General features: G+C 61.1%; 24 protein-coding genes. 6 read left to right on the top strand and 18 right to left on the bottom strand.

Annotation, left to right across the window (positions count from 1 at the left end):
* Positions 1-64 precede the first annotated feature (64 nt).
* Together F3W81_RS04930 and F3W81_RS04925 are read right to left on the bottom strand one after the other, a co-directional pair.
* Positions 65-1,276, bottom strand: coding sequence for a multidrug effflux MFS transporter (locus F3W81_RS04930; RefSeq protein ID WP_193082536.1), 1,212 nt, complete (start codon positions 1,274-1,276; stop codon positions 65-67).
* 120 nt (positions 1,277-1,396) lie between these two features.
* Positions 1,397-2,056, bottom strand: a complete 660-nt coding sequence (locus F3W81_RS04925; RefSeq protein ID WP_226941863.1) for a DsbA family oxidoreductase — start codon at positions 2,054-2,056, stop codon at positions 1,397-1,399.
* A gap of 264 nt (positions 2,057-2,320) precedes the next feature.
* Between F3W81_RS04925 and F3W81_RS04920 the strand changes: the two genes are divergently transcribed.
* Positions 2,321-2,944 (top strand): helix-turn-helix domain-containing protein, encoded by a 624-nt coding sequence (locus F3W81_RS04920; RefSeq protein WP_193082535.1) that lies wholly within the window; start codon positions 2,321-2,323, stop codon positions 2,942-2,944.
* 112 nt (positions 2,945-3,056) lie between these two features.
* On the opposite strand, the gene F3W81_RS04915 is transcribed toward F3W81_RS04920, so the two are convergent.
* Both F3W81_RS04915 and F3W81_RS04910 read right to left on the bottom strand, forming a co-directional pair.
* Positions 3,057-3,404, bottom strand: a complete 348-nt coding sequence (locus F3W81_RS04915) for a hypothetical protein (protein ID WP_193082534.1) — start codon at positions 3,402-3,404, stop codon at positions 3,057-3,059.
* A 76-nt stretch (positions 3,405-3,480) separates the two neighbouring features.
* Positions 3,481-5,310, bottom strand: a complete 1,830-nt coding sequence (locus F3W81_RS04910) for an extracellular solute-binding protein (RefSeq protein ID WP_193082533.1) — start codon at positions 5,308-5,310, stop codon at positions 3,481-3,483.
* Positions 5,311-5,755: 445 nt separating this feature from the next.
* On the opposite strand from F3W81_RS04910, the gene F3W81_RS04905 reads away from it, so the two are divergent.
* On the top strand, positions 5,756-6,529 hold the full coding sequence (locus tag F3W81_RS04905) for a 3-hydroxybutyrate dehydrogenase (RefSeq protein WP_193082532.1): 774 nt from the start codon (positions 5,756-5,758) through the stop codon (positions 6,527-6,529).
* A gap of 187 nt (positions 6,530-6,716) precedes the next feature.
* Positions 6,717-7,763 carry a patatin-like phospholipase family protein gene (locus F3W81_RS04900; protein WP_193082531.1) on the top strand — a complete coding sequence of 349 codons (1,047 nt, stop codon included), beginning with the start codon at positions 6,717-6,719 and terminating at the stop codon, positions 7,761-7,763.
* A gap of 34 nt (positions 7,764-7,797) precedes the next feature.
* On the opposite strand, the gene F3W81_RS04895 is transcribed toward F3W81_RS04900, so the two are convergent.
* The 3 genes from F3W81_RS04895 to F3W81_RS04885 all read right to left on the bottom strand — a co-directional run bounded on the left by F3W81_RS04895 (position 7,798) and on the right by F3W81_RS04885 (position 10,430).
* Positions 7,798-8,487: a DUF502 domain-containing protein gene (locus F3W81_RS04895; RefSeq protein ID WP_193082530.1), complete on the bottom strand. Its 690-nt coding sequence runs from the start codon at positions 8,485-8,487 to the stop codon at positions 7,798-7,800.
* A 109-nt stretch (positions 8,488-8,596) separates the two neighbouring features.
* The gene (locus F3W81_RS04890) at positions 8,597-9,499 is read right to left on the bottom strand and encodes a pseudouridine-5'-phosphate glycosidase (RefSeq protein ID WP_193082529.1); all 903 of its coding nucleotides are present in this window, start codon (positions 9,497-9,499) and stop codon (positions 8,597-8,599) included.
* A 37-nt stretch (positions 9,500-9,536) separates the two neighbouring features.
* The gene (locus F3W81_RS04885) at positions 9,537-10,430 is read right to left on the bottom strand and encodes a PfkB family carbohydrate kinase (protein ID WP_193082528.1); all 894 of its coding nucleotides are present in this window, start codon (positions 10,428-10,430) and stop codon (positions 9,537-9,539) included.
* Between the two features lie 285 nt (positions 10,431-10,715).
* On the opposite strand from F3W81_RS04885, the gene F3W81_RS04880 reads away from it, so the two are divergent.
* The 3 genes from F3W81_RS04880 to tsf all read left to right on the top strand — a co-directional run bounded on the left by F3W81_RS04880 (position 10,716) and on the right by tsf (position 13,328).
* Positions 10,716-11,369, top strand: a complete 654-nt coding sequence (locus F3W81_RS04880; RefSeq protein ID WP_193082527.1) for a HupE/UreJ family protein — start codon at positions 10,716-10,718, stop codon at positions 11,367-11,369.
* A gap of 209 nt (positions 11,370-11,578) precedes the next feature.
* A complete protein-coding gene (gene rpsB / locus F3W81_RS04875; RefSeq protein ID WP_193082526.1) occupies positions 11,579-12,337 on the top strand; it encodes a 30S ribosomal protein S2 in 759 nt (252 codons plus the stop codon).
* Positions 12,338-12,452: 115 nt separating this feature from the next.
* Positions 12,453-13,328, top strand: a complete 876-nt coding sequence (gene tsf, locus F3W81_RS04870) for a translation elongation factor Ts (RefSeq protein ID WP_193082525.1) — start codon at positions 12,453-12,455, stop codon at positions 13,326-13,328.
* A 466-nt stretch (positions 13,329-13,794) separates the two neighbouring features.
* Here tsf and F3W81_RS04865 read toward each other — a convergent pair whose 3' ends face one another.
* From F3W81_RS04865 to F3W81_RS04815, 11 genes are all read right to left on the bottom strand, one after another.
* Entirely contained in the window at positions 13,795-14,550 is a 756-nt protein-coding gene (locus F3W81_RS04865) for a helix-turn-helix transcriptional regulator (protein WP_193082524.1), read from the bottom strand.
* A gap of 447 nt (positions 14,551-14,997) precedes the next feature.
* Positions 14,998-15,408 carry a hypothetical protein gene (locus tag F3W81_RS04860; protein WP_193082523.1) on the bottom strand — a complete coding sequence of 137 codons (411 nt, stop codon included), beginning with the start codon at positions 15,406-15,408 and terminating at the stop codon, positions 14,998-15,000.
* Positions 15,408-15,794 carry a response regulator gene (locus F3W81_RS04855; RefSeq protein WP_193082522.1) on the bottom strand — a complete coding sequence of 129 codons (387 nt, stop codon included), beginning with the start codon at positions 15,792-15,794 and terminating at the stop codon, positions 15,408-15,410. Before F3W81_RS04855 ends, F3W81_RS04860 begins: the two co-directional genes overlap by 1 nt.
* A gap of 4 nt (positions 15,795-15,798) precedes the next feature.
* Positions 15,799-16,638 (bottom strand): CheR family methyltransferase, encoded by an 840-nt coding sequence (locus F3W81_RS04850; RefSeq protein ID WP_226941862.1) that lies wholly within the window; start codon positions 16,636-16,638, stop codon positions 15,799-15,801.
* Positions 16,639-16,670: 32 nt separating this feature from the next.
* Positions 16,671-17,129: a chemotaxis protein CheW gene (locus F3W81_RS04845; RefSeq protein WP_193082520.1), complete on the bottom strand. Its 459-nt coding sequence runs from the start codon at positions 17,127-17,129 to the stop codon at positions 16,671-16,673.
* Positions 17,122-19,275 (bottom strand): chemotaxis protein CheA, encoded by a 2,154-nt coding sequence (locus F3W81_RS04840; RefSeq protein ID WP_193082519.1) that lies wholly within the window; start codon positions 19,273-19,275, stop codon positions 17,122-17,124. The genes F3W81_RS04845 and F3W81_RS04840 overlap by 8 nt, the downstream gene beginning before the upstream one ends.
* A 10-nt stretch (positions 19,276-19,285) precedes the next feature.
* Positions 19,286-19,660, bottom strand: coding sequence for a response regulator (locus F3W81_RS04835; protein WP_193082518.1), 375 nt, complete (start codon positions 19,658-19,660; stop codon positions 19,286-19,288).
* Positions 19,657-19,932, bottom strand: coding sequence for an STAS domain-containing protein (locus tag F3W81_RS04830; protein ID WP_193082517.1), 276 nt, complete (start codon positions 19,930-19,932; stop codon positions 19,657-19,659). The genes F3W81_RS04835 and F3W81_RS04830 overlap by 4 nt, the downstream gene beginning before the upstream one ends.
* A 507-nt stretch (positions 19,933-20,439) precedes the next feature.
* A complete protein-coding gene (locus tag F3W81_RS04825) occupies positions 20,440-21,396 on the bottom strand; it encodes a methyltetrahydrofolate cobalamin methyltransferase (RefSeq protein WP_193082516.1) in 957 nt (318 codons plus the stop codon).
* A 137-nt stretch (positions 21,397-21,533) separates the two neighbouring features.
* On the bottom strand, positions 21,534-22,463 hold the full coding sequence (locus F3W81_RS04820) for a methylenetetrahydrofolate reductase (protein ID WP_193082515.1): 930 nt from the start codon (positions 22,461-22,463) through the stop codon (positions 21,534-21,536).
* Positions 22,464-22,511: 48 nt separating this feature from the next.
* The gene (locus tag F3W81_RS04815; protein ID WP_193082514.1) at positions 22,512-22,808 is read right to left on the bottom strand and encodes a virulence factor; all 297 of its coding nucleotides are present in this window, start codon (positions 22,806-22,808) and stop codon (positions 22,512-22,514) included.
* Between the last annotated feature and the right edge of the window lie 148 nt (positions 22,809-22,956).

The following is a 22,956-nucleotide window of genomic DNA, read 5'->3' as shown; positions in this document are numbered from 1 at the left end:
TAACGAAACAAAAACGCGCGCCGGGGCGACCGGCGCGCGTTTTATTGGCAAAAATGGGCTGCGTTTACTGGTCGCGGATCCGCTCAAGCTTGCCGACCCGCAGCATGACGGGCAGGGCGATCAGCGCAAAAATCGTGCAGGCCAGCAGCTGCGGCAGGATGGTGCCGTTGAAGGTCTGCGCCACGAGGGTCGAGACGACGGCGCCGACGACGGTGGAAATCGCCCCCATGACCGAAGCGGCAAGGCCCGCGATATGGCCCAGCGGCTCCATCGCGAGGGCGTTGAGGTTCCCCAGTGTCAGGCCGATCTGGTAGTAGAGCGCGGCCATCCAGATCATGTAGACGATGAACTGAGGCGTGCCGCCGGGCCCGAAGAGGTACATCGCCATCATCACCAGGCTGACGACCAGAAAGCCGCCAACCGCCAGTGTGATGATCTTGCGCATGCCGTAGCGCACCACAAAGATCGCGTTCACCATTGAGGATGTCGCCGCCATCCCGCCAAGTGCGAAGAACCAATAGGGGAATTCGGCAGAGCGTTCAAAGACCACCGAGAAGGCGGGCTCGATCAGGCTGATCGTGGTGAACATCATGGACACGATCATGACCTGCACCAACAGCGTCAGACGCACCATCGGGATCGACAGCATCTGCACCAGCGCCACCCCGAGCTTTTTCAGTCGGAAGGGCACGCGGCGTTCCACTGGCAGAGGTTCGTCCAGACGGGTCGCCAGCCAGAGCGAGCTGAGGGCCGAGAAGCCGAAGAACACCAGAAACAGGGTGCGCCAGCCATTGCCATATTCCACGATCAGAGCCCCCAGAAGCGGCGCCATGGCGGGGAAAATGGTAAAGACCATCATCACGAAAGAGACGAGCTTGGCCATCTCGCGTCCCGAATAGAGGTCACGGATGATGGCGATCGAGATGACGCGCGGACCGGCGGCGCCAAGCCCCTGCAGCATGCGCGCCATCACCAGCAGCTCCAGCGTGGGGGCGCGCCAGGCCAGCACGGCACCGAGGATATAGATCGCGGCGCTGAACAGGATCACCGTCTTGCGCCCGAAACTGTCCGACAGCGGGCCAGAGAACAGCGTGCCGACCCCCATACCGATCATGAAGGCCGAGAGGACGAATTGGGCGTTGTTGACGTTGTCGGGCGAAAGCTCTGCCGCGATCTCGGAGAGGGCAGGCAGCATCGCATCGATCGAGAAGGCGACGGTCGCCATCATCATCGCCATCAGGGCTACGAATTCCACCGGGTGCAATCGACGCGCCATGGGCAGTCCTTTCAAAGTTGAATGGGCTGGCCGCTAGCAGATTTCGGGTCGCCACACCAGACGCACATCCTTCCCCGCAGTGCGGAGACGGATGTGCGAAAATGAACAATGGCCCGGCTGTCAGACCTCGGTCTGCTCGTCTGTGGCGATCTTCTGGGTGATCTCGTCAATGACCTTCAGCCAGAGCTCCACCGGCTGCGCACCGGGCACCGCATGCTGATTGGCCACCACGAAGGTGGGCACCGAGCTGATGCCCATCTCACGCGAATGGGCATCGCGGTCGCGGATGGCCTGCAGATCAGCGTCCGATTGCAGCAGGCGCGTCACAAGGGCGGCATCCATCCCGGCGCTGTCGGCGATATCCGCCAGCACGTCATGCTGACCGATGTCGCGACCGTCGCGGAAATTGGCGGCGAACAATCCATCGACGACAAGGCTCTGACAATTCTCCAGCCCGCCCCAGTGGATCAGGCGGTGCGCGTCCAGCGTGTTGGGGATGCGGGCCAGCGCCGCAAGGTTGATCTCAGCTCCGGCAGCAGCCGCGGCGGCAGAGAGCTGCGCCTCGGCGCGCTCAAAGCCTGCATCGCCACCAAAGCGCGCGGCAAGATAGTCGTGCCGGTTCATCCCCTCGCGCGGCATCTCCGGGTTCAGTTGAAACGGGTGCCACTCGACAACAAACGGATGCGCCGGGCGCTGCGCCAGGGCGCGGTCCAGCTGGGTCTTGCCGATATAGCACCAGGGGCAGATCGGATCGGAGAGAATATCGAGCTTGACGGACAAAGTGAGCCTCCCATTGGGCGCGCAGGGCGCAGCGGCTTTCCATACGGGTCGGCCAGCAGATCGGGCCATGCAGGAAAGCGCGGTTGTTGTGTTGGCCAGCCGGGCTGCGGCGACCTTGTGAAGCGGAGCGTCGGGCAGTGCAGAGCGCGGCAGCCGCCGGATCGACATCGCAGAGCATGGGATCTAGCTAGGCAATGCAGGTTCTGCTGGCAAGAGCACGCAGGACAGTTGCCAGCGCCGCATCGCCTGCCTATAGCCAGTGCCATGAGTGAAACTGACCCACGCCAATTGATCCGTATCGCCCGCGAAAGCGGAGAGGATGCCAGTACCGTGCCGCTGGATCTGGGCGAGCGTGTGCGCGAATTGCGCAAGGCGCGTGACTGGACGCTGGAACAGGCCGCCGCGCAGGCGGGCCTCGCACGCTCCACCCTGTCCAAGATCGAAAACGGTCAGATGTCGCCCACCTATGATGCGCTGAAGAAACTGGCGACAGGCCTGAATATCTCAGTGCCGCAACTGTTTACAGCCCCCAAAGCCGCACAGGTCATGGGCCGCATGTCGTTCACCAAATCCGGCGACGGCAGCGCCTATGCCACGGCCACCTACGAGCATGAACTGCTCGCCGCCACATTGGTGAAGAAGCAGATGCTGCCTTACCGCGCCCGCATCCGCGCCCGCACAATGGAAGAATTCGACGGCTGGGTACGCCACGACGGAGAGGAGTTCCTCTATGTCCTGACAGGCGTCATCCGTCTCTACACCGAATTTTACGAACCGATCGAGATGCGGCGCGGCGACAGCGCCTATTACGACGCCTCCATGGGCCACAACGTGGTCTCGCTCAGCGACGACGACGCGACAATCCTCTGGGTCACCTCGCTCGCCTGATCCGCGCACAGGCATTCCTCCTACCCGCAAGCCAGAGCGGGCCACTCGCACAAGCGCGCCGGCCCACCCCGTCATCTTGCCAAAAATACTTCCGCCGGAGGCTCCCGCCGTTTCAGCCTGTGCGCCCGACGGGGTTCTGCTCCGCCCCATCATCCCCAAAAGCCGCATCATCATCCGAAGGGTCTTCGCCAACGGGCACATACTGCGCCGAGGCATCGATATTGCGCATATCCTCGCTTTCATCCATTCGGATATCAGCAGGTGTCGCCCCCGCACGCCATTCCTCAAGCTCTTCATCAAGCTCGGAAATCGGCCGGCCGGTCTTCTTCGCAAGGTAGGACGCAAGCGACGTCTGGGTGCCGTCGAGCGAGATGAGATCATCTTCCTCGGCCTCGGGCCAACGCTGCAGGATGGCGGGAAGAAAGGCGGTCCAGTGTTTTGAAATGGCGATCCATTGCATGAGCGTTATCCTTTTGCTGTTGAAAGGATAACGCGAGCCGAGGCTATGACGTTCCGGAGCGGTGCCTATGTCCGCCCTATTTTCCGGCGAAATACCAGGTTTCGGGCATGAAGTTCACGCCGTCGCCATAGATCGGAATTTTCCCGGACCAGGTCAGATCCTTGACGTGGGCGATACGGCCCGTGTCGAACAGGAAGATCGGAATCACATAGCGTCCGCTGGTCAGAACCCGGTCGAGGGCGCGCACGGCCGAGGTGAAATCCTCGGCGCTGCGGCTTTGCAACATGGCGTCGATCATCGCATCGGCCGCGGCGCTTTTCAGGCCCATGAGATTGCGCGATCCCGGCTCATCCGCCGTTTCGGTCCCCCAGTAGAGGCGCTGCTCATTGCCCGGAGAGAGCGAGAACTGGCGCCGGATATCGGTCATGTCGAAGTCGAAATCCTGAATCCGCATGGTGTATTGCGCATCGTCGACCGTGGTCACGCGCGCCTCAATTCCCAAGCGTTCCAAGGCCTTGAGGTAGATATCGATGATCGACTGGTTCTGCTGATCGCCCTGGCGCAGCAGGATGTTGAAGGTCAGGGGCTGGCCGGCAGCGTTGACGCGTTTGCCGTTCTCGACCCCCCAGCCAGCAGCTTCAAGCTCCGCCGCGGCGAGGGCGAGGTTCTTGCGGTTGCGCGCAGAGCCGTCGCCTTCGGGCAGGGCGTAGCCCTCCAGCGCGCCTTCGGGCAGCTCGCTCGCGAAAGGCTCCAGCAACTCTTTGACGCGTCCCGTGGCGGGACCGGGCTGCATCGACAGATTCGAGTGCGAAAAGTACGAGGTGATGCGCGGCTGGCGTCCACCGGTGATCGTCTCGTTAATGTATTCGAAATTGAACGCATGGATCAGCGCGTCGCGCACGCGGATGTCGTCGAAAGGCGCGCGCCGGGTGTTCATCACGAACCCGGTGATCCCGGAGGGACGCTGGCTGGGGATCTCGGTCTGGATGACATCGCCGCGCTGCACCGCAGGGAAATCGTAATCACGAGCCCATTTCTCGGCATTGAATTCGCGGATGAAGCTGATGTTGCCCGCCTTGAAGGCCTCGAACAGCACGTTCTGGTCGCCGTAGAACTCGATCCGGATGGTGTCGATATTGTTGGTACCACGGCGCACGGGCAGATCCTTGCCCCAGTAATTCGGGTCGCGTTTCAGCACGACATTGCGTCCGGCCACAAAGCTGTCGACCACGTAAGGGGCTGATCCGACAGGAATATCCGTCAGCCCGGATTTGGTGAAATCCTTGTCGTCCCACTGCGCCTTTTTCAGGATCGGCAGCAGACCGGCGACCAGCGCCAGCTCGCGGTTCTCGGTCTTGAAGGTCAGGCGGACCTTGCGCGGGCCGGTCTTTTCAATTCTGTCGATCGAGGACCAGAGGCCGAGATAACGCGCGTTGCCCTCGGTGCCGAGGGTCTCGTATGACCAGATCACATCTTCGGCGGTGACGGGGGCGCCGTCGGAAAACCGCGCTTCGGGGCGCAGGGTGAATTCCACCCAGTCGCGATTCGGACCCGTCTCAACCGATTCGGCGAGCAGGCCGTAGACGGTGAAGGGTTCGTCCTGACTGCGGTACATCAGGGACTCGTGGGTCAGAAATCGCAGCTGCCAGGGCGGCGTGCCGCGCACGATGAAGGGATTGAGCGAGTCAAAGCCGCCGGTGTTGCCATCCACCAGCGTGCCACCCGTCGGCGCATCGGCGTTTACGTAGGGAAGGGCTACAAAATCCGGTGGCAAAGCGGGGTCGCCATACATAGCTATGGCGTGCTGAGGCTCGGCCTGCGCCATCCCCGCGAGAATCGACCCGGCGGTCAATAAGCCGAACCCGAGTGCCGTCAGGCGACCTATGGGGAAAAAATCCGCTCTCATATGGCGCGCCATCCTGTTCTGCCCTTGTTTGTTTGGCGCAGACCGTAACTTCGGATTCACGTCTTTTCAAACTTTTAGCTTCCATGACGGCGTTATAACGCCTATAAAGAGATCACTGCTCGATAGGTTTCTTGCCTGTATGAAACCTGCCTCAATAACTGAACGCCAGCTTCGCGCTGGCGTTTTTTTTGTGTCTGATGGCCAGAAATCACTGTCGGTATTGCGTCGGTATCTGAACGGTAACTGAACGGTGCGAGAATCGGGTTTGCGCGGGTTGCGCCGGGGCAGGGTGAGAGGGTCAGGGCGGCTCTCGGTCGCGTCGCGGCGCTTCACAAAACGGCGATTATGCACGCAGCGATTGCGCGACCCCCTCGCTTTTCGCAGACGCAGCATTATTGTGTTGTCAGCAAGTCCGGGCGGTCCGGACGGGACAAGGAGATTAGCCATGAGTTTGAGCGGTAAAACGGCCATCATCACAGGCTCCACCTCGGGCATCGGACTGGGCATCGCGAAGGAACTGGCCAAGGCCGGGGCGGATGTCGTGCTGAATTCCTTCAGCGACACCGAAGCAGATCACAAAATCGCCGCCGACCTTGCGGCAGAGTTTGGCGTCAAGGCGGTCTATATTCAGGCCGACATGTCGAAGGGCGATCAGTGCCGCGCGCTGATCGAAAAGGCGCCGGGCTGCGATATTCTGGTGAACAACGCCGGGATTCAGTATGTGGCGCCGATCGATGAATTCCCCGTGGCGAAATGGGATGCGATCATCGCGATCAACCTGACGTCGGCGTTCCACACCACGGCGATGGCGCTGCCACGGATGCGCAAGGCGGGCTGGGGGCGGATCATCAACATCTCCAGCGCCCATGGTCTGCGCGCGAGCCCGTTCAAATCGGCCTATGTCAGCGCCAAGCATGGCATCGTCGGCATGACCAAGACCGTCGCGCTGGAAACCGCGAAAGAGCCCATCACGGTCAATGCGATCTGCCCCGGCTATGTGCTGACCCCGCTGGTCGAGGCGCAGATCCCCGACACCGCAAAAGAATACAACATGAGCGAGGACGAGGTGATCGAGAAGGTCATCCTGGCCAAGACCCCGAGCAAGGAGTTCGCCACGGTCGAGCAGGTCGGCGGTATCGCGATTTTCCTGTGTTCGCCGAGTGCGGATCAGATCACCGGCACCGCGATCAGTGTCGATGGCGGCTGGACGGCGGAATAACAGCGCGACGTGCGGGCCGGCCTCGTACACCGGGGCTGGCCTGCCCTGTGCCGCGATTGTGTTGACCGGCCGTCTGCCTCCACGCTATCGCTGCAGTGCAGCATCTGCTAGGGTTGTGTCAAATCGGATGTCGCACAGAGGCTGATCTGGCTGGATGTGACGAGATAGTCAGTCAGGAGAGAGCGCGATGGCAGAGAAGAAACGGATCAATCTGGCGCTGCAGGGCGGCGGGGCCCATGGCGCCTATACCTGGGGTGTTCTGGACCGGCTGCTGGAAGACGAAGACCTTGAGATCGCCGCCATGTCGGGCACCTCGGCCGGGGCCATGAACGGCGCGGCGCTGAAGGCCGGTTGGGTCAAGGGCGGGCGCGAGGGCGCGCGCGCCGAGCTCGACTGGTTCTGGGCGCAGATGGGGGCGGTCAAGGAAGGCGGTCTCTGGCCCTGGATGATGGCGGGGGTGCCGGTGCCGGGCAGCATGGATATCGGCCGGGCGATGGAGATGTCCTATGCGGGCACCATCTCGGACATGCTGGCGCTGGTGACGACGCCCTATGCGCTCGGGCCGTTCTACCGCAATCCGCTGCGCAAGATCGTCGAACAGTTCGACTTTACCGCAGTGCATGACGGCGAGGGGCCGGAACTGTTCGTCTGCGCCACCAAGGTGCGTGACGGCAAGATCCGCGTGTTCAGCGGGCCTGAGCTGACGACGGAGGCGCTGCTGGCCTCGGCCTGTTTGCCGACGGTGTTCACGGCGGTGGAATTCTTTGACGAACGCTCTGGCCGGATGGAGGCGTTCTGGGACGGCGGTTTCAGTGGCAACCCGGCGCTGTTTCCGTTGTATCGCCAGGACTTGCCAGACGACATTATGGTGATCAACATCAACCCGCTGGAACGCGACGAAGTGCCGATGCTGCCCAATCAGATCCAGAACCGGATCAACGAGATCAGCTTCAATTCGTCGCTGCTGCGCGAGATGCGCGCCATCGAGTTCGTGCAGCGGCTGATCGAGGAGGGCAAGGTCACCGAGGGCCAGATGAAGCGTGTGCTGGTGCATATGGTGTCGGACGACAAGATCATGCTGGACCTGTCGATGGTCACCAAGATGTTCCCGAATGCCTATCTGCTGAACGCGCTGAAAGCGGCGGGACGGGCCTCGGCCGAGACGTTCCTCGCGGAGCATCGTGACGATCTGAACAAGGTCTCGACCGTCAATCTGAGAGAGATGTTCAACTGAGACGCCGCGATTGAGCGCTCGGCCGCGGCGCGGATCACTTCGCGTCGCGGATCAGCGGCTTGGCGGGCTCTTTCGGGGTCGGGTAGACGAGGCCGGCGGAGATCACCAGTTTGGCCGCATCCTCGATCGACATGTCGAGGATGGTGACGTCTTCTTCGGGGAAATACAGCAGGAAGCCCGAGGTCGGGTTCGGCGTGGTCGGCACGAAGACCGACAAGAGCCGCGATCCGGTTTCCGCACGCACCGAAATCTCGCCCTTTGCCTCGGTCGAGACGAAGCCGATGGCCCAGATGCCCCGGCGCGGATATTGCACGAGGCAGGCCTGTTCAAAGCTGCGCTCTTGCTGGGCAAAGACGGTTTCGGCGATCTGCTTGACGCCCGAGTAGATCGAGCGGACCACCGGCATGCGGTTGACGATGCTTTCGCCGTAGCGGATCAGCGAGCGCCCGATCAGGCCCTTGGCGACCCAGCCGATGATGATGGTGAAGATCAGAAAGAAGATGATCCCGACGCCGCGCAGGTTGATGCCGATGTATTCTTCGGGCTGGAAGCGTTCGGGGACCAGCGGCAGCACAAAGCCGTCAACCCAGCCTAGCAGAGACCAGAGCAGCCAGATCGTCAGCGCCACCGGCAGGATGACGACGATGCCGGTCAGGAAGGATGAGCGCAGGCGTGCGAACACTTTGGGTTTGTTGGGCGCATGGTCGTTGAGCGGGTCGTTCATTTAGGTTCCGAACAGGGTGCGTGCATCGGAGACAAACCTAGGCACTGGGGCGCTTTGCGACAATGGGGCGCAGGCGTTAATCTTTGTGATCAACGCCTGCGCCAGTGGCTCAGACAAGATGGCGGGCGATTTCGGCGGCCAGACGGGCGTTGTTGCGCACGAGCGCGATATTGGTCACCAGCGAACGGCCCTCGGTCAGCTCAAAAATGCGCTGCAGCAGGAAGGGGGTCACCTTCTTGGCGGTGATGCCCTGCGCCTCGGCCTCGGCCAGAGCTTGCGCGATGATCGGGTTGATCTGCTCGGCCGGGATCTCGTCCGCTTCGGGCACCGGGTTGGCGATCAGCTGACCACCGGGCAGGCCGAGGGCGGCGCGCATCTTGTGCGAGGCGGCGATGTCTTCGGCGCGCGACATGCTGAGCGGGGCGGGCAGATCGGAGTGGCGCGACCAGAAGGCGGGCATGTCGGGCTGGCCATAGGCGATGACGGGCACGCCGTAGGTTTCCAGCACCTCAAGCGTTTTCGGCACGTCGAGGATGGCCTTGGCGCCAGCGGCGACGACCGTCACGGCGGTCTGGCCCAGCTCGGCGAGGTCAGCGGAGATGTCGAAGGTCTGCTCGGCGCCGCGGTGCACGCCACCGATGCCGCCAGTGGCAAAGACCGAGATGCCGGCGAGGCGGGCAGCGATCATCGTCGCGGCCACGGTCGTGGCACCGGTGCGGCCCAGCGACATGCAGACGGCCATATCGGCGCGGCTGACCTTGTCGACGTCCTTGGCCTGCGCGAGGGCTTCCAGCTGCTCAGGCTCAAGCCCGGCGTGCAGGGTGCCGTTGAGCACGGCCATGGTGGCGGGCACGGCGCCAGCGGCGCGGATGTCATCCTCGACCATGCGGGCGGTTTCGAGGTTCTGCGGAAACGGCATGCCATGCGTGATGATCGTGCTTTCCAGCGCGACGATGGGCTGGCCGGTTTCCTGTGCTTTCAAAAGCTCGGCCGATTTGGTGATCATCGCCATGGGGATGTCCTTTTCTGTGGTCTCTAGTGTGTCGGAATTAAAGCGCGGTATCGCCGGAGACATAGCGCGCAGCGGCCATCAGGGCGCGTTGCAGGGCCTCGGCGCGCGGCGCGCCCTCGGCCTCAGCCACAATATGGGCGGCCATGAAGGTGTCGCCCGCGCCGGTGACGCGGGTCACCAGAACGGCGGGCGGGGCTTGGCTGATCAGCCCCTCGGCAGTGCCGTCGCAGGCCGCGCCGCCGCCATCGGTGACCAGAACACGGGTGGCACCGCGTTTCAAAAGGCCTGCGGCTGCGGCTTCGGAGGAGGTGAATTCGCGCTGGCAGAGCAGCCCGGCTTCCTCAAGGTTCACATAGAGCAGGGCGCGGCCATGGGCGAGGAAGGGGCGCAGACGCTCGGCCTTGCCGGGCGAGGCCGGGGCGACGCGCAGGTCAGCACGCGCGAAAGCGGGCGATGCGGCGATCTCCTCCAGCAGATTAAGCGTCAGGTTGCCATCGAGCGCGACGGGGCCCGCATAGGGCGCCTCGGCCGAGCCGAGCGTGCCATCCATCAGCGGGCGCAGGATCTTGGAGCCCGCAGCCTCAAGCGAATGGGCGTCGGCGACGGCGGCGATCAGGCCATTGGCGCCCTCGACGGCCATATAGCGGTCGGTCGGCAGATCCTCGGAGCGATAGATATGGTCGGTGTCCATGCCGAGATCGGCGCAGGCACGCACCAGCTCGTCGCCCTCGGGGTCGCGGCCGATGGCGGTCAGCAGGGCCGGGCGCATGCCGAAGCGGGCCAGCGTCATGGCGATGTTCATCGCGACGCCACCGGGCAGGCGGGTGATGCGACCGGGCACATCGGAGCCCTGACGCATATGGCTGGCAGAGCGCCCGATGATGTCCCACAGGACGGCGCCGATACAGAGGATGTCGGATGGCTTGTTCATGGCGCCTTGTTAGCGCTGTCTGTGCCAAGCGCAAGGAAAATGCCGGAGCGCGCCGCGCGGTCGGTGTGAGCTTGCCCTGCGCCCCCACAGACTTCGATGCACAGGCTTTTGGCACCGCCGCGTGCAAAACCGCAAAAGTCTGCCTTGGCGCTTGAACTGTTCAAGGAAGTGTTTCAATTTTTCCCTATTCAGAAAGTCACTGATTTTTAGTCTTAAGAGGTTGGCGCAGTGCGCAGATTTGTTTCGCAAGTTCCGGGGCGGTTGAGCCTTCGTTGTGGTGCAGTGATGTTGATAGCGGCAGGTCTGAGCCTGTCGGGGGCCGTGGGTGCGATGGCCGACACCGGAGGGTCTTCGGACGCTGTTTCCGCGTTGACGACTTTGCTGGATTTCATCGCTGTCGGATTTGACCAGATCCTGCCGTTCGGTGGCGACCATATGCTGTTCCTTTTGGCGTTGTTCATCCTGTCGCCCTTTCTCAAGCCATTGCTCTGGCAGGCGGTCGCGTTCGCTGTGGCGCAGAGTGCGACGCTGGCCCTCGGCACCTTCGGCATGATCGATCTGCCCATGCAGATTCTGGGGCCGTTGCTGGCCTTGTCGATCACGCTGCTGGCAATCGAGACGATCTTCTCTGCCAGTTCCGCCAGCGGTGTGACGTGGTTTCGCACGTCGCTGGTTTTTGGCGTCGGGCTGCTGCAGGGGCTGAGCTGGGCACGGATCCTGCGCGAGACCGGCTGGCCCAAGGGGCAGGCGCTGCCGGAGCTGGCAGGCTTCAGCATCGGCGTGGGGCTGGGCCAGATTGCGGTGCTGCTGCTGGCCTTCGTGGTGCTGGGTGTCTGGACCCGGAATCAGGCCTGGTACCGCACCCGTGTCGCGCTGCCGGTCGCGGTCGCCGTGGCCAGTCTGGGCTTTTACACGCTGCTGGAGCGGGCCTTTATCTGAAGGCGTTTGCCGGGGGTCGCGCAGGTTGCACCGCTCTGGGGTTGCAATGGCGCAAAAGGGCGTGTAATGCAGCGCCACTCAATCCCGCAGGCGGGGGCGGGCCTATGGGAGAGACATCCCCATGCGTCCACCGGTTGACCTTGTCCCCCTTTGCAGGGCGGTTCTGGTTCACACCCCTCGCCAAGGCGTAAACCGGAAAGGATATAGACATGGCTCTTCCTGAGTTCACCATGCGTCAGCTGCTTGAAGCCGGCGTACACTTCGGCCACCAGACGCAGCGCTGGAATCCCCGTATGGGCGAATACATCTACGGCGCGCGCAACGGCATCCACATCATGGATCTGACGCAAACTCTGCCGATGCTCGACCAGGCTCTGCAGGTCATTCGTGACACCGTCGCGAAAAACGGCCGCGTTCTGTTCGTTGGCACCAAGCGTCAGGCCGCAGCGCCGATCGCCGAAGCCGCTGAAAAATGCGCACAATACTACATGAACCACCGCTGGCTCGGCGGCACGCTGACCAACTGGAAAACCGTTTCCCAGTCGATCAACCGTCTGAAAGAAGTCGATGAGAAGCTCGAAGGTGGTGCCGAAGGCCTGACCAAGAAAGAGCGTCTTGGCATGGAACGTGAGCAGACCAAACTGCAAGCGTCGCTCGGCGGCATTCGTGAAATGGGCGGCGTTCCCGACCTGCTTTTCGTCATCGACGTCAAGAAAGAAGCGCTGGCCATCCTGGAAGCCAAGAAGCTGGGCATCCCGGTTGTCGCCATCGTCGACACCAACTGCTCGCCCGATGGCATCGACTACATCATCCCCGGCAACGACGACGCCGCACGCGCCATCTCGCTCTATTGCGATCTGGCATCGCGCGCAGCGCTCGACGGCATGACCGCTCAGCTCGGCGCCGCTGGCGTTGACATGGGTGAATTCCTCGACGCCCCCGTCGAAGAAACTGTCGCTGAAGCCTAAGGATTTCGGCCACGTCCCCGGTGTGATTTCACCAAAGGGGCGGGCCGTTACAGAACTGTCACCGGCCGCGTGATATCCGCGGCCGGACCCCATTTCAGACGTAAGGAGATCCCCCATGGCGATCACTGCTGCTCAGGTTAAAGAACTGCGCGAGATGACCGGCGCAGGCATGATGGATGCCAAAAAGGCGCTGACCGAGACCGATGGCGACATCGAAGCGGCCGTTGACTGGCTGCGCACCAAAGGCCTGGCGAAAGCCGCCAAGAAGGCCGGCCGTACCGCAGCCGAGGGCCTCGTCGCTCTGGCCGTGCAAGATGGCAAGGGTGTTGCTGTCGAAGTGAACTCGGAAACCGACTTTGTTGGCAAGAATGCTGAATTCCAGCAAATGGTTGCGTCGATCGCATCGGCTGCCCTCGGTGTGTCCGATCTGGACGCGCTGAAGACCGCAGACGTGAACGGCAAAGCTGTCGAGACGCTGATCACCGACAAGATCGCCACCATCGGCGAAAACATGACCCTGCGCCGGATGGCGACGCTGGAAGGCGAGCAGGTCGTGTCCTACGTGCACAACGCTGCGGCTGAAGGCATGGGCAAGATCGGTGTTCTGGTTGCGCTGAAAGGTGACAACGAAGACTTCGGTCGTCAGGTTGCGATGCACATCGCCGCTGCCAACCCCGCGTCGCTCGGCGAAGCCGATCTCGACCCGGCGCTGGTCGAGCGTGAGCGGTCTGTGCTGACCGAGCAGGCCCGCGAATCCGGCAAGCCGGAAGCGATCATCGAAAACATGATCAAAGGCCGCATGAAGAAATACCTCGGCGAAGTGACCCTGCTGGGTCAGGCCTTTGTCATCAACCCCGACCTGACGGTCGAGGCGGCTGCCAAGGAAGCTGGCGTTGAAGTCGTTGGCTTCGTGCGTCTCGAAGTCGGCGAAGGCATTGAAAAAGAAGTCGAAGATTTCGCAGCCGAAGTGGCAAAAGCCGCCAAGGGCTGATCCTTTCGGGATTGGTTTTGCGCTATCGGATCAGGGCCGGGGGGAAACCTCCGGCCCTTTCTGCATGAGCTTATCACGAGATGACTGGTGCTGAGGGGCGGGCGAACGAAAACGGTGCCGGTCGGGACAACCGGCACCGCCATTCAAGCAATGGGGGTTTGGAAACGGGGATGTTAACGTATCCGCCATTGCTGTGCCGGATGAAGAGCGGATCAATACGCTCTCCAGCCGGCGTCCGGTTGCCCGGTCGACGCGTATGGCCCTGTGATCGCAGGGGTACGGGCCGGTGCTCCATGGCCTAAATGCCACCACTCACGGAACACCTGCACAATGTCTTTTTTAACGCCGGGTAGAAAGTAAGGTAATCCATACCTTGGTTTACCGAACCTTGAGAAATCCCTTAAAACATGGGGTTTCGGGTGTTGAGAGCGTTAACATTTATCCAGCGGTTCAGACCGCCGTACGATCATGCATCGAAAATGAACATCTGGTTGAGGAAGGCCGCTTTCAGCACAGCCTGAGCTGTCGTCTCGACGTTCAGCGTGTCGCGCGCAAGTCTAAGGTGCTTTTCGACGGTCGCAGAGGTCAGCCCCATCAGCAGGGCGATATCCTGCGTTGTCTTGCCGTCGCCGACCCATTGCAGCGCTTCGCGCTGACGGCGGGTCAGTTCCCGGGCTGGCCCGTAATAGGGCAGGGACAGGATCTTGAGGTGCGCGACGTTGTTCATGATCACGATGTCGCGGCCATGCTCAGCCCAGATCGCATCGACACTGGCCTGCGTCATGCCCGGCGCGGCGGTCAGGGCGATGGCCCCCTTGGTGCGCGGAGAAATCGACTTGAAAGAGATCGAATAGCCTGCCGTCACCTCCATGCTGCGATTGAACGCGATCACCTTTCGCTCGCTCTCGGTCAGCGTACCGCTTGCGGTCATCTCGCTCAGAATACGCCAAGAACAGGCGCCTTCATTGTCCAGCGCCCAGCGGACCATGGGCGCATGGAAATAGAGACCATTGTCGAGGAATTGTTTCCGGTATTCGGGGGAGTGGTTTGTCAGAATGACAAAATCTTCCGGATCGCCAAGAGATGTGGATGTGCGATACCGAGTAAATCCATACAATAGCCGATCAAAGCCGAATTCCGCCATCTTGGCACAATGAATATTCCACAGCTCTTCAATGGATTGAGCGTTGGTCAGTTGTTCGAGGTATTCCCGGCGCATCATTCTGCTACGCGCTCCACTTTCTCACTGCATACAGGGCTGTCGCGCCACATGATATGGCTTCGCTTGGTCATTGCCAGCATACATATGTTTGTTCAGACACGATCTAGCCCGACTGACGCGTTTTTGTCGAGAGGGTGGCGGCATGTAGAACACTGAACAAATGGTATTTTTAGGAGAGCGTCATAGTCCCAAAAAACGAACCGGGTGCAGGAACCGGGTTCGCTTTTTAGGGGCCCGGATAAATGGCCGAGCCATATTTTCGAAACGAGAGTCGAGAAAAGAGTTTTAACAAACTGAAGAAGAGACGTGAATTTTCGTTTGATCGACGCGGCTTTTCCGTAATCTTGCGAAATATCATGCGCCAGATACAAAGACAGCCCGCCAGTCTCAGGCTGACGAGCTGCAACTTTAAATGCGTCCTCTGGCGTCAACAGGCCAGCGACCATATCACCAAAGATCAAGATCTCCGGCCTGGCTTGATGGCTCATCCACCGGAGCGCCGACCTCTCGCTTCAACATAGGGCTGATGCTGTCGGCCATATCGACAGAGCGGGAAAAGGCCTCTTTCGTGATAATGCTTTTATCCAGCCAACCCAAATTTGGACCAAATTCCAGCAGGAGCCCTTCGATATCCTTCAGCGATTGCCGCATATAGTCGATGCGTTGAAACGTCACGAAGGCGGCCTCAGTCAGAGGATTGCAGGAGCAAAGGCTGGCGGAGAGAGCCTCCTCCAGCCCTGCGGTCATGCCCTGTAGTCCTGAGACCTGTCCCGCGAGAACCGTCGCCAGATCGGCGGCGCTGATATCAACGGGATCCGAAGGGTCGCCTCCGGACATGTTCTGAGCAGGCTCAATCATTACAGCCGTCCGACCACCGCTTCGATGCAGGCGCGTAGTTCATTCGGCTCAAACGGTTTCTTGAGGAAGTTGTTCATGCCCAGCTTTTTGCCCTGATCAATGATGGCCTTGTCGGCCTTGCCCGTGATCAGGATAAATCCGACACCTTTGGTTTTCGCACCGGTGCGGAGTTGATGCAGCAGTTGCAAACCGTCCATGCCAGGCATGTTGTAATCCGAGATCACAAGGTGGACCGGCTTGGCCTCAAGTTCCTTCAGAGCGCCGGCACCGTCGGACGCCGAAGCGACATTGCCGATGCCGAATGCATCCAGTGCCTGCGTAATGAGGCCCCGGCTGGTGGACATGTCGTCAACAACCATGATTCTGATCTGGTCTCGCAAAGCCATTCAATCATTCCTTCCCGACTGAGGATGCTTTGGAACCGGCAACCCGATAAGCCGTCATTCCGTTGGGTTCGAACAAGGAGATCGCCGAGTCTGCGATCCGCTCCGAATGGCCGAGAAAAATCCAGCCTTCGTTGGTGATACGTTGCCGGAAACGGGGCCAAAGTGATGCCTGGGTTTCCGGGTCGAAATAGATCACGACGTTGCGACAGAAGACGACGTCGAAGTGCCCCTTCATCGGCCAGTCCCGCAGCAGGTTGAGTTCGCGAAACCGCACTAGGCGTTTGATCGCTGGCGTGACGCGATAGGTCTGGTTTGCCTTGTTGTGTTCAAGGTAGTTGCGACGCATATCGTCGGGGATCCCGGCGATCTGCTGTTCTGAGTATTCTGCGGCCTCGGCCTTTTCCAGTATCGCGGGATCAATGTCAGTTCCCAAGATAAGCACATCGCTCTGCGCGAGTTCGGGTGCGGCAGCCTGAAGGCACATGGAGATCGAGTAGGGTTCCTGCCCGCTGGAACAACCGGCGGACCAGATCCTGATCCGCTCACCGTTGCGGGCCTTTTGCTTCAGCACGGGTAGCACCTTGGTGCGCAAGATATCGAAGTGATGTGACTCGCGAAAGAAATGCGAAACGTTCGTGGTGAGCGCCGAAATCATGTAGCGCCGTTCTTCTGTTCCTGCGGAGGAGCAGACGAACTTGCAGTAACTTTCGTAGGAGGCTTGCCCCGTCTCAGCCAGCCGCTTGCGCAGGCGCGACTGAACCATAGTCATCTTGCCAGTCGGCAGAATGAGGCCAGCCTCTTCCTTGGCCAATGCGGCGATCGCCTGGAAGGACTGCGGGTCCATAGCGATCGTCCCTGGATCCCGACCCGGACTGGTCATGCCGCCTCATCACTGGTGTTTGGTACGACAGCACTGAGATCCAGGACACGGATCATACGATCGTCAATCACCGTCAGGGCGCGGACAACGGAAAGCTGCGGATCGGACGAGATATCCGGAGGTGCCTGGAGATCATCTTCCGTGATGGCAACGATATCCGACACCGCATCGACCAGGAGGCCCGTCAGCGTTCCCTGCAGCTTGACCACGATAATGACATTTCGGTCATTTGTTTCATGGGAGGGAAGGTTGAGGCGACGCGCCAGATCCATCACGGGCAGCACCGTCCCACGCAGATTGATGACACCTCGCATGAAGTCTGGTGCATGGGGCATCGGGGTGGTGCGGGTCCAGCCTCGGATCTCGCGCACGGACATGATATCCAGTGAATACTCCTGATCAGCTACACGAAACGTGAGCAGCTCCAGGTCGTTTGTCTGTCCCTGATCACTCATTTGCGATCTTCCTTTCCGAGAGCATGATATCCGCACCGCGCGGGTTACCCATACCGGCGATGACATCCGCCGGGTCAAGAATGAGAGCGATCTGGCCGTCGCCGAGGATCGTGGCTGCGGCGATGCCAGGGGCGCGATAGAAGCTGTCATCCAGCCCCTTGATCACGACCTGACGCTGGTCCTGAATTCCGTCGATCACCAGCGCTGCACGACTGCCATCGTCGAGCGAAATCAGCAAAACGATTGCGCCGGCATCCGTCTTGCGATGCGCCCGGTAGCCCAGCATGACGCCAAGGTCATAGAGGGGCACAAAGCCACCGCGAACCCTGACAACATAGGCACCAGGGCGGAGCATCTGAACGTCTTCCGGCCCGAGGGAGAGGGTCTCGACCACCACGTTGAGCGGCAGAACAAGGGTCTCGCCAGCGACATTTACCACCATGCCGTCGAGCACGGCGAGTGTCAGGGGCAAGCTGATCGAAAACTTCGTGCCCTTTCCAGCCTCGGAAGAAATCGTGATCCGCCCACCGAGCGATTGAATGGAGGTCTTGACGACATCCATTCCGACGCCGCGCCCGGACAGTGCCGAAACCTGACTGGCTGTTGAAAACCCGGGCAAGAACAGAAGGTTATCGATTTCTCCGTCCGAGAGTTGGGCATCCGGCGGCACCAGACCTTTGGCGACGGCAATTTCAAAGACGCGTTCGCGATTGATGCCAGCGCCATCATCCGTCACCTCGATGATCACGCGACCGGAGCGGTGCGCGGCCATCAATGTCACGGTGCCCGCGCGCGACTTGCCGTTGGCCAGACGTGTGTCAGACTTTTCAAGACCGTGGTCGACGGCATTGCGGATCATGTGGGTCAGCGGATCGGCCAGTCGTTCGATGACGGTTTTGTCAACCTCTGTCGCCTCACCTTCAGTAACGAGACGGACGTCCTTCTCGACTGCAGCGGAGGCTTCACGCACAATACGTGACATGCGCTGAAACAGGGACTTCACAGGCTGCGCACGGATCATCATGACGCTGTCCTGAATGTCCCGCGTCAGGCGCTGGAACTCCTCCAACCCGTTCATGGCATCAGAGTGCGGCGACAACCCGGCCTGATCTAGGCTTTGTGACAGCATGGCCTGGTTGATGACGAGTTCGCCGACGAGGTTGACCAGACGTTCGATCCGCTCAAGATCGACACGTACGACAGATTTCGCCGCGGGCGCGGTGCCCTTTTTCGATTCAGGTTCGCCTCCCGCTTCCTCACCACTGTCCTTCGTCGATTTCTTGGAAACTGGCGCTGAAGGTTGCGACGGGGAGGGAGCGACAACCTCAAGGACGGCGGGCACTTCGATACCAGCGTCGATATCAACGTCCGGCACGTCATCGCCTGCGTCAGGACTGGTGCTGGTGATCTCCAGCACGCAAAGACCATCGACAAACTCAAAGATATCGCGGACTTCTGCCTCAGCGGCTTCGGTCTTGAGAGTAATATTCCATTCGATATAGGGTGCCTCGGCCGCGAGATCCTCGAGATCTGGCAGCTCTGAAGAGTTGCACCGTACCGTGGCCTCGCCAAGCGCGCAGAGGTTGCGCAACAGCGTCGCAGGTTCGTTGCCTGTCGCGAAAAGCTCCTGCTCGGGCTTGAAGCGGATTTCGAAGGTGCTCCCCTCAGGCTCCAGATCAGGCAAGTCGAGCGACATGGAAAAGCCGAGAGGCGTAAAGTCGCTGGCGTCAGCCTCTTCGGTTTCGACCTCATCGCCGAGCAGTTCATCGAGCCGGGCAAGCAGTTCCTCACTGGTGGATTCAGGGATCGGAGCTTCGTCGCGGCAGGCCCGCACAAGATCCGACACATGGTCCGCCGCGAGGAAAAACAGCTTCATCGTGTCCGCATCCGGCGTCATCCGCCCGCCGCGCACTTCGTCCATCACAGTTTCAAAGCGGTGGGCGAAACGTACCAGTGCCTCAAGGCCAAAGGCGCCCGCGCCGCCCTTGATCGAATGGACAGCCCGGAAGACGACGTTGATCGTCTCGGGGTCGTCTCCGCCTTCGTCAAGTTCCTGCAGACCATCCTGCAACGCCTCAAGCAGCTCCTCGCATTCTATGAAGAAGGAGGCGCGGATTTCGGCCATCGGATCATTCTGTTCGGACATAATCGCGCTCCTATCCGGCTACCATTTGCAGGGCCTTGACCAGTTTCGCAGGGTCGAATGGTTTGACGATCCAACCGGTGGCCCCGGCCTCTCGGGCCCGCATCTTGAGTTCGGGAGAGCTTTCCGTGGTGAGCACCAGGATAGGTGTGGCCCGGTGATCATACTGCTCGCGCACGGCATCGATGAAGCCGAAGCCATCCATGCGCGGCATGTTGATGTCCGTGATGATCGCGTCGATGTCACCAGGGGCAATGCCGCCCAGAACCTCAATCCCATGGACGCCATCTTCGGCAAGGTGGACGGTGAAGCCTGCGGGCATCAGCGCCATACGGATCATATCGCGCATGGTACGACTGTCATCTACTGCCAGAACTGTCAGAGTCATACCCGGCCCTCCGCCACGGTTTCGGGGGAAAAGCCCATCTGGGCCAGTTGTTCGACCACGCGATCATTCACATTGATCAAGCTCATGCTGTGATCTGCTGCCTTGAGCGAAGTTGCCGCCGAAAGCAGGACCTGAAGGCACAAGGCACCAATCTGTGTAACCTGGCCGACATCGACGACGACATCGCTGTCAAGGCGGGCCTTGAGCTCTTCTGCCAGAGGTGCTGCTGCTGGAAGATCCAGTTTTTGTTGAAGGACCAGTGGCTCGGTCATGGCCACCTGCCAGTAGCAAGCGGGCGGAGCAAAATCATGCCGGACTCCCATCGTTCCATTGCGTTACAGCGGTGATAGAGCGCGGGCCGTTAAGACGAAGTTACACTGCCTCAGGGTTTATCTGGATTTTGCAGGATGCAGTGGGCGTGGAGCTGAAACCAGGAACCGGTTTGTAGATCATGGGCCCGGGAGCATGCGTCTGTTCTAGAGCGGACTAGCGGTCTTTCAGGAGTAAGGCTTCGGCACGTTTATGTAGCCTTGTCAGTTTCTTAGCTGTCCCGAGAGATAGAGGTAAACCTCCTGATCCGGAGCCTGAAAGACGCTGAGAATGTCAGGCTGTCGAGGCGTTCCGCGCGCAATCCCTGTTTCAAATTTGTATTTGCCAAAAATTGAAAGAATTGCTCTGGCGGGCCTGAAGAGCGAGCCAAGCAAAGCAAAACCGCGCCCGGTCTAAGGGGCGCGGCTGTATGAGTTTCCACAAAATCAGTCGTTTGTCGCTGGACCTGATCAGCGACGGCGGCGGCGACCGCCACGGCCGGTCCCGGCAGCGGCAGAAGCCTTGGCGGCTTCCTCAAACGTCGCGCCGTCCTTAATGGCCTCAACGACGCGGGCGAAGCGGATCCACTCCCCTCCGTTGGCATCGTTGTTCATCAGAAGGTTGGCGGCCTTCACAGCTTCCATTTCCGGCTGGCGGAGCGGATTCATGATGGCGGAGGTCATGCCGGAGGCAATCGCCATCGGCAGGAAGGCGGCGTTGACGCCATGACGATTCGGCAGCCCGAACGAGATGTTGGACGCGCCGCAGGTCGTGTTCACGCCCAGCTCTTCGCGCAATCTGCGTACCAAAGCAAAGACCTGGTGACCGGCAGTGGCCATGGCACCGATCGGCATCACCAGCGGATCGACCACGATATCATGGGCCGGGATGCCGAAGTCGGCGGCGCGCTGGACGATCTTCTTGGCGACTTCGAATCGCACATCGGGGTCTTCCGAGATGCCGGTATCATCGTTGGAGATCGCCACGACCGGCACGTTGTATTTCTTGATCAGCGGCAAAACCAGCTCAAGCCGGTCTTCCTCGCCGGTCACGGAGTTGACCAGAGGGCGGCCATTTGCGGCAGCCAAACCGGCCTCGAGCGCAGCGGGAACGGAGCTGTCGATGCACAAAGGAACGTCCACAAGCCCTTGAACAAGCTCAATAACAGCGCGCATCAACGGCGGCTCTGTCTCGTTCGGGTTGGGGTTGGAGTTGTAGACAACACCGGCGTTGATATCCAGAACGGCGGCACCGCAGGCGACCTGTGCCAGCGCGTCCATCTCGACCGTGGAGTAATCACCGGCCTCAAGCTCGGCGGCGAGTTTCTTGCGGCCGGTGGGGTTGATGCGTTCGCCGATGACGCAGAAGGGCTCGTCAAAGCCGATGGTCACGGTCTTGGAAGCGGATTCAAGCACGGTGCGGGTCATAGGTGATCCTTCAAAAAGCGCGTCGGTATTGGGTCGGTATGACGTTGGTATCGCATAGGTGCAAGTCGCAGACGCGGAGGCGACCTGCGGAGCATAGCTCTAGCGGCGAACAACGGCCTTGGGAAGCGTGGGGGCGCTCAGGCCTTGGCGTGCATCGGCAGGGTCGCGGCGCCACCGTGGTCGATGGCGAACTGCGCGGCCGTCTTGATGCCACCGAGTGGGAAGAGGTGGATCTGTTCGATCAGGCTGTCGGGGTCGCGGCGCTTGTGGGCGGCGAGGTCAGAGAGGATCTCGGTCGGCTCGTAGGGCAGCAGCAATTTGGTGACATCCAGCGCGCGCTTTTGCAGGACCTTCAGCGAAGGGCCGACACCGCAGGCGATGGCAAAGCGGATCAGCGTCTGCAGCTTGGCGGGGCCCGCGATGCCGAGGTGGATGGGCAGGGTGATACCTTCGGCTTTCAGGCGCTCCGCCCAGGCGATGACGGGCGCGGCCTCGAAGGCGAACTGGGTCGCCATGGCCATGCGGGCATCGGAACGCTCGGCAAAGGCCTGTTTCCAACGCAGGGCCTGCATCACCATGGCGTCGCTGCCATCGGGGTCGATGTCGCGGTTGCCCTCGGGGTGACCGGCGACGTGCAGATGGGTGAAGCCGGCGCGATCGAAGGCGCCGGTCTCGATCAGCTGCATGGAGTTGTCGAAGGCCCCGCGCGGGGTGGCGAGGCCGCCGCCGAGCAGCAGGGCCTGACGCACGCCCGCCTCGCCCTGATAGCGGGCGATCCAGTCGGTCAGCGTGGCGGCGTCGGGGATCAGGCGGGCCGGAAAGTGCGGCATCACCTCGAACCCCTCAGCGGCGAGGCGTCGGGCGGTGGCGACCATATCCGCGATCTCGGTGCCGTCGATATGGGCGATATAGACGCGGGTGCCCTTGGGCAGCAGGGCGCGGAAATCGGAGACCTTGTCCGCCGTGCGCGGCATCACCTCGATCGAATAGCCCGCAAGGATGCCATCCAGAGCAGGCGCGGTCGTGTCGGGATGGGCAGATTTGCGACGGAAGGGAAGCAGGCTCATGCGCATGGATCTCCGATAGCCGGGCGGGCGGACCCGCTGAGGGGGACCTCAGGCCCAGCCGTCACCGGCGATCAGGGCTTTCAGTCGTTCCTGATCATACTCCGCATCGAGGCGGGTGATTTCGCTGGTTGCGACGTCCTGAGGCTCACCTTCGACAGGATAGGGGTCGCCTTTGCGCCACTCAGCCAGGTAGGCGTCGGTCTCGGCCGCGCCGGTTTTCATCGCGGCACGGTCGATGGCCTGCTCGAAACGCTCGGGCAGGACGGCCTTGGAGGCGCGGCGGCCCTTGCCGACGATGACCTGAGCGGGAATGTCGCGCCAGTAGACGATGGTGACGTCGGGCATGGGGGCGGTCCTTTTGCTGTCGTGGAATGCGGTATTCGAGGGGCATAGACACCAGATCGCGCGCGGCTGTGCAAGGCAGGCGATGCTGCCCGCGTGTCGCTTGTGTGAAGCGCCTTGCACGGTGGGTGTCTAAGGATTAGTTTCAAAG

The sequence above is a fragment of the Pseudooceanicola spongiae genome (assembly GCF_014899185.1).
GTDB classification, from domain to species: domain Bacteria; phylum Pseudomonadota; class Alphaproteobacteria; order Rhodobacterales; family Rhodobacteraceae; genus Pseudooceanicola; species Pseudooceanicola spongiae.
Note: the sequence above shows the minus strand (reverse complement) of the source record. Positions and strands in the feature narration are given on the sequence as shown.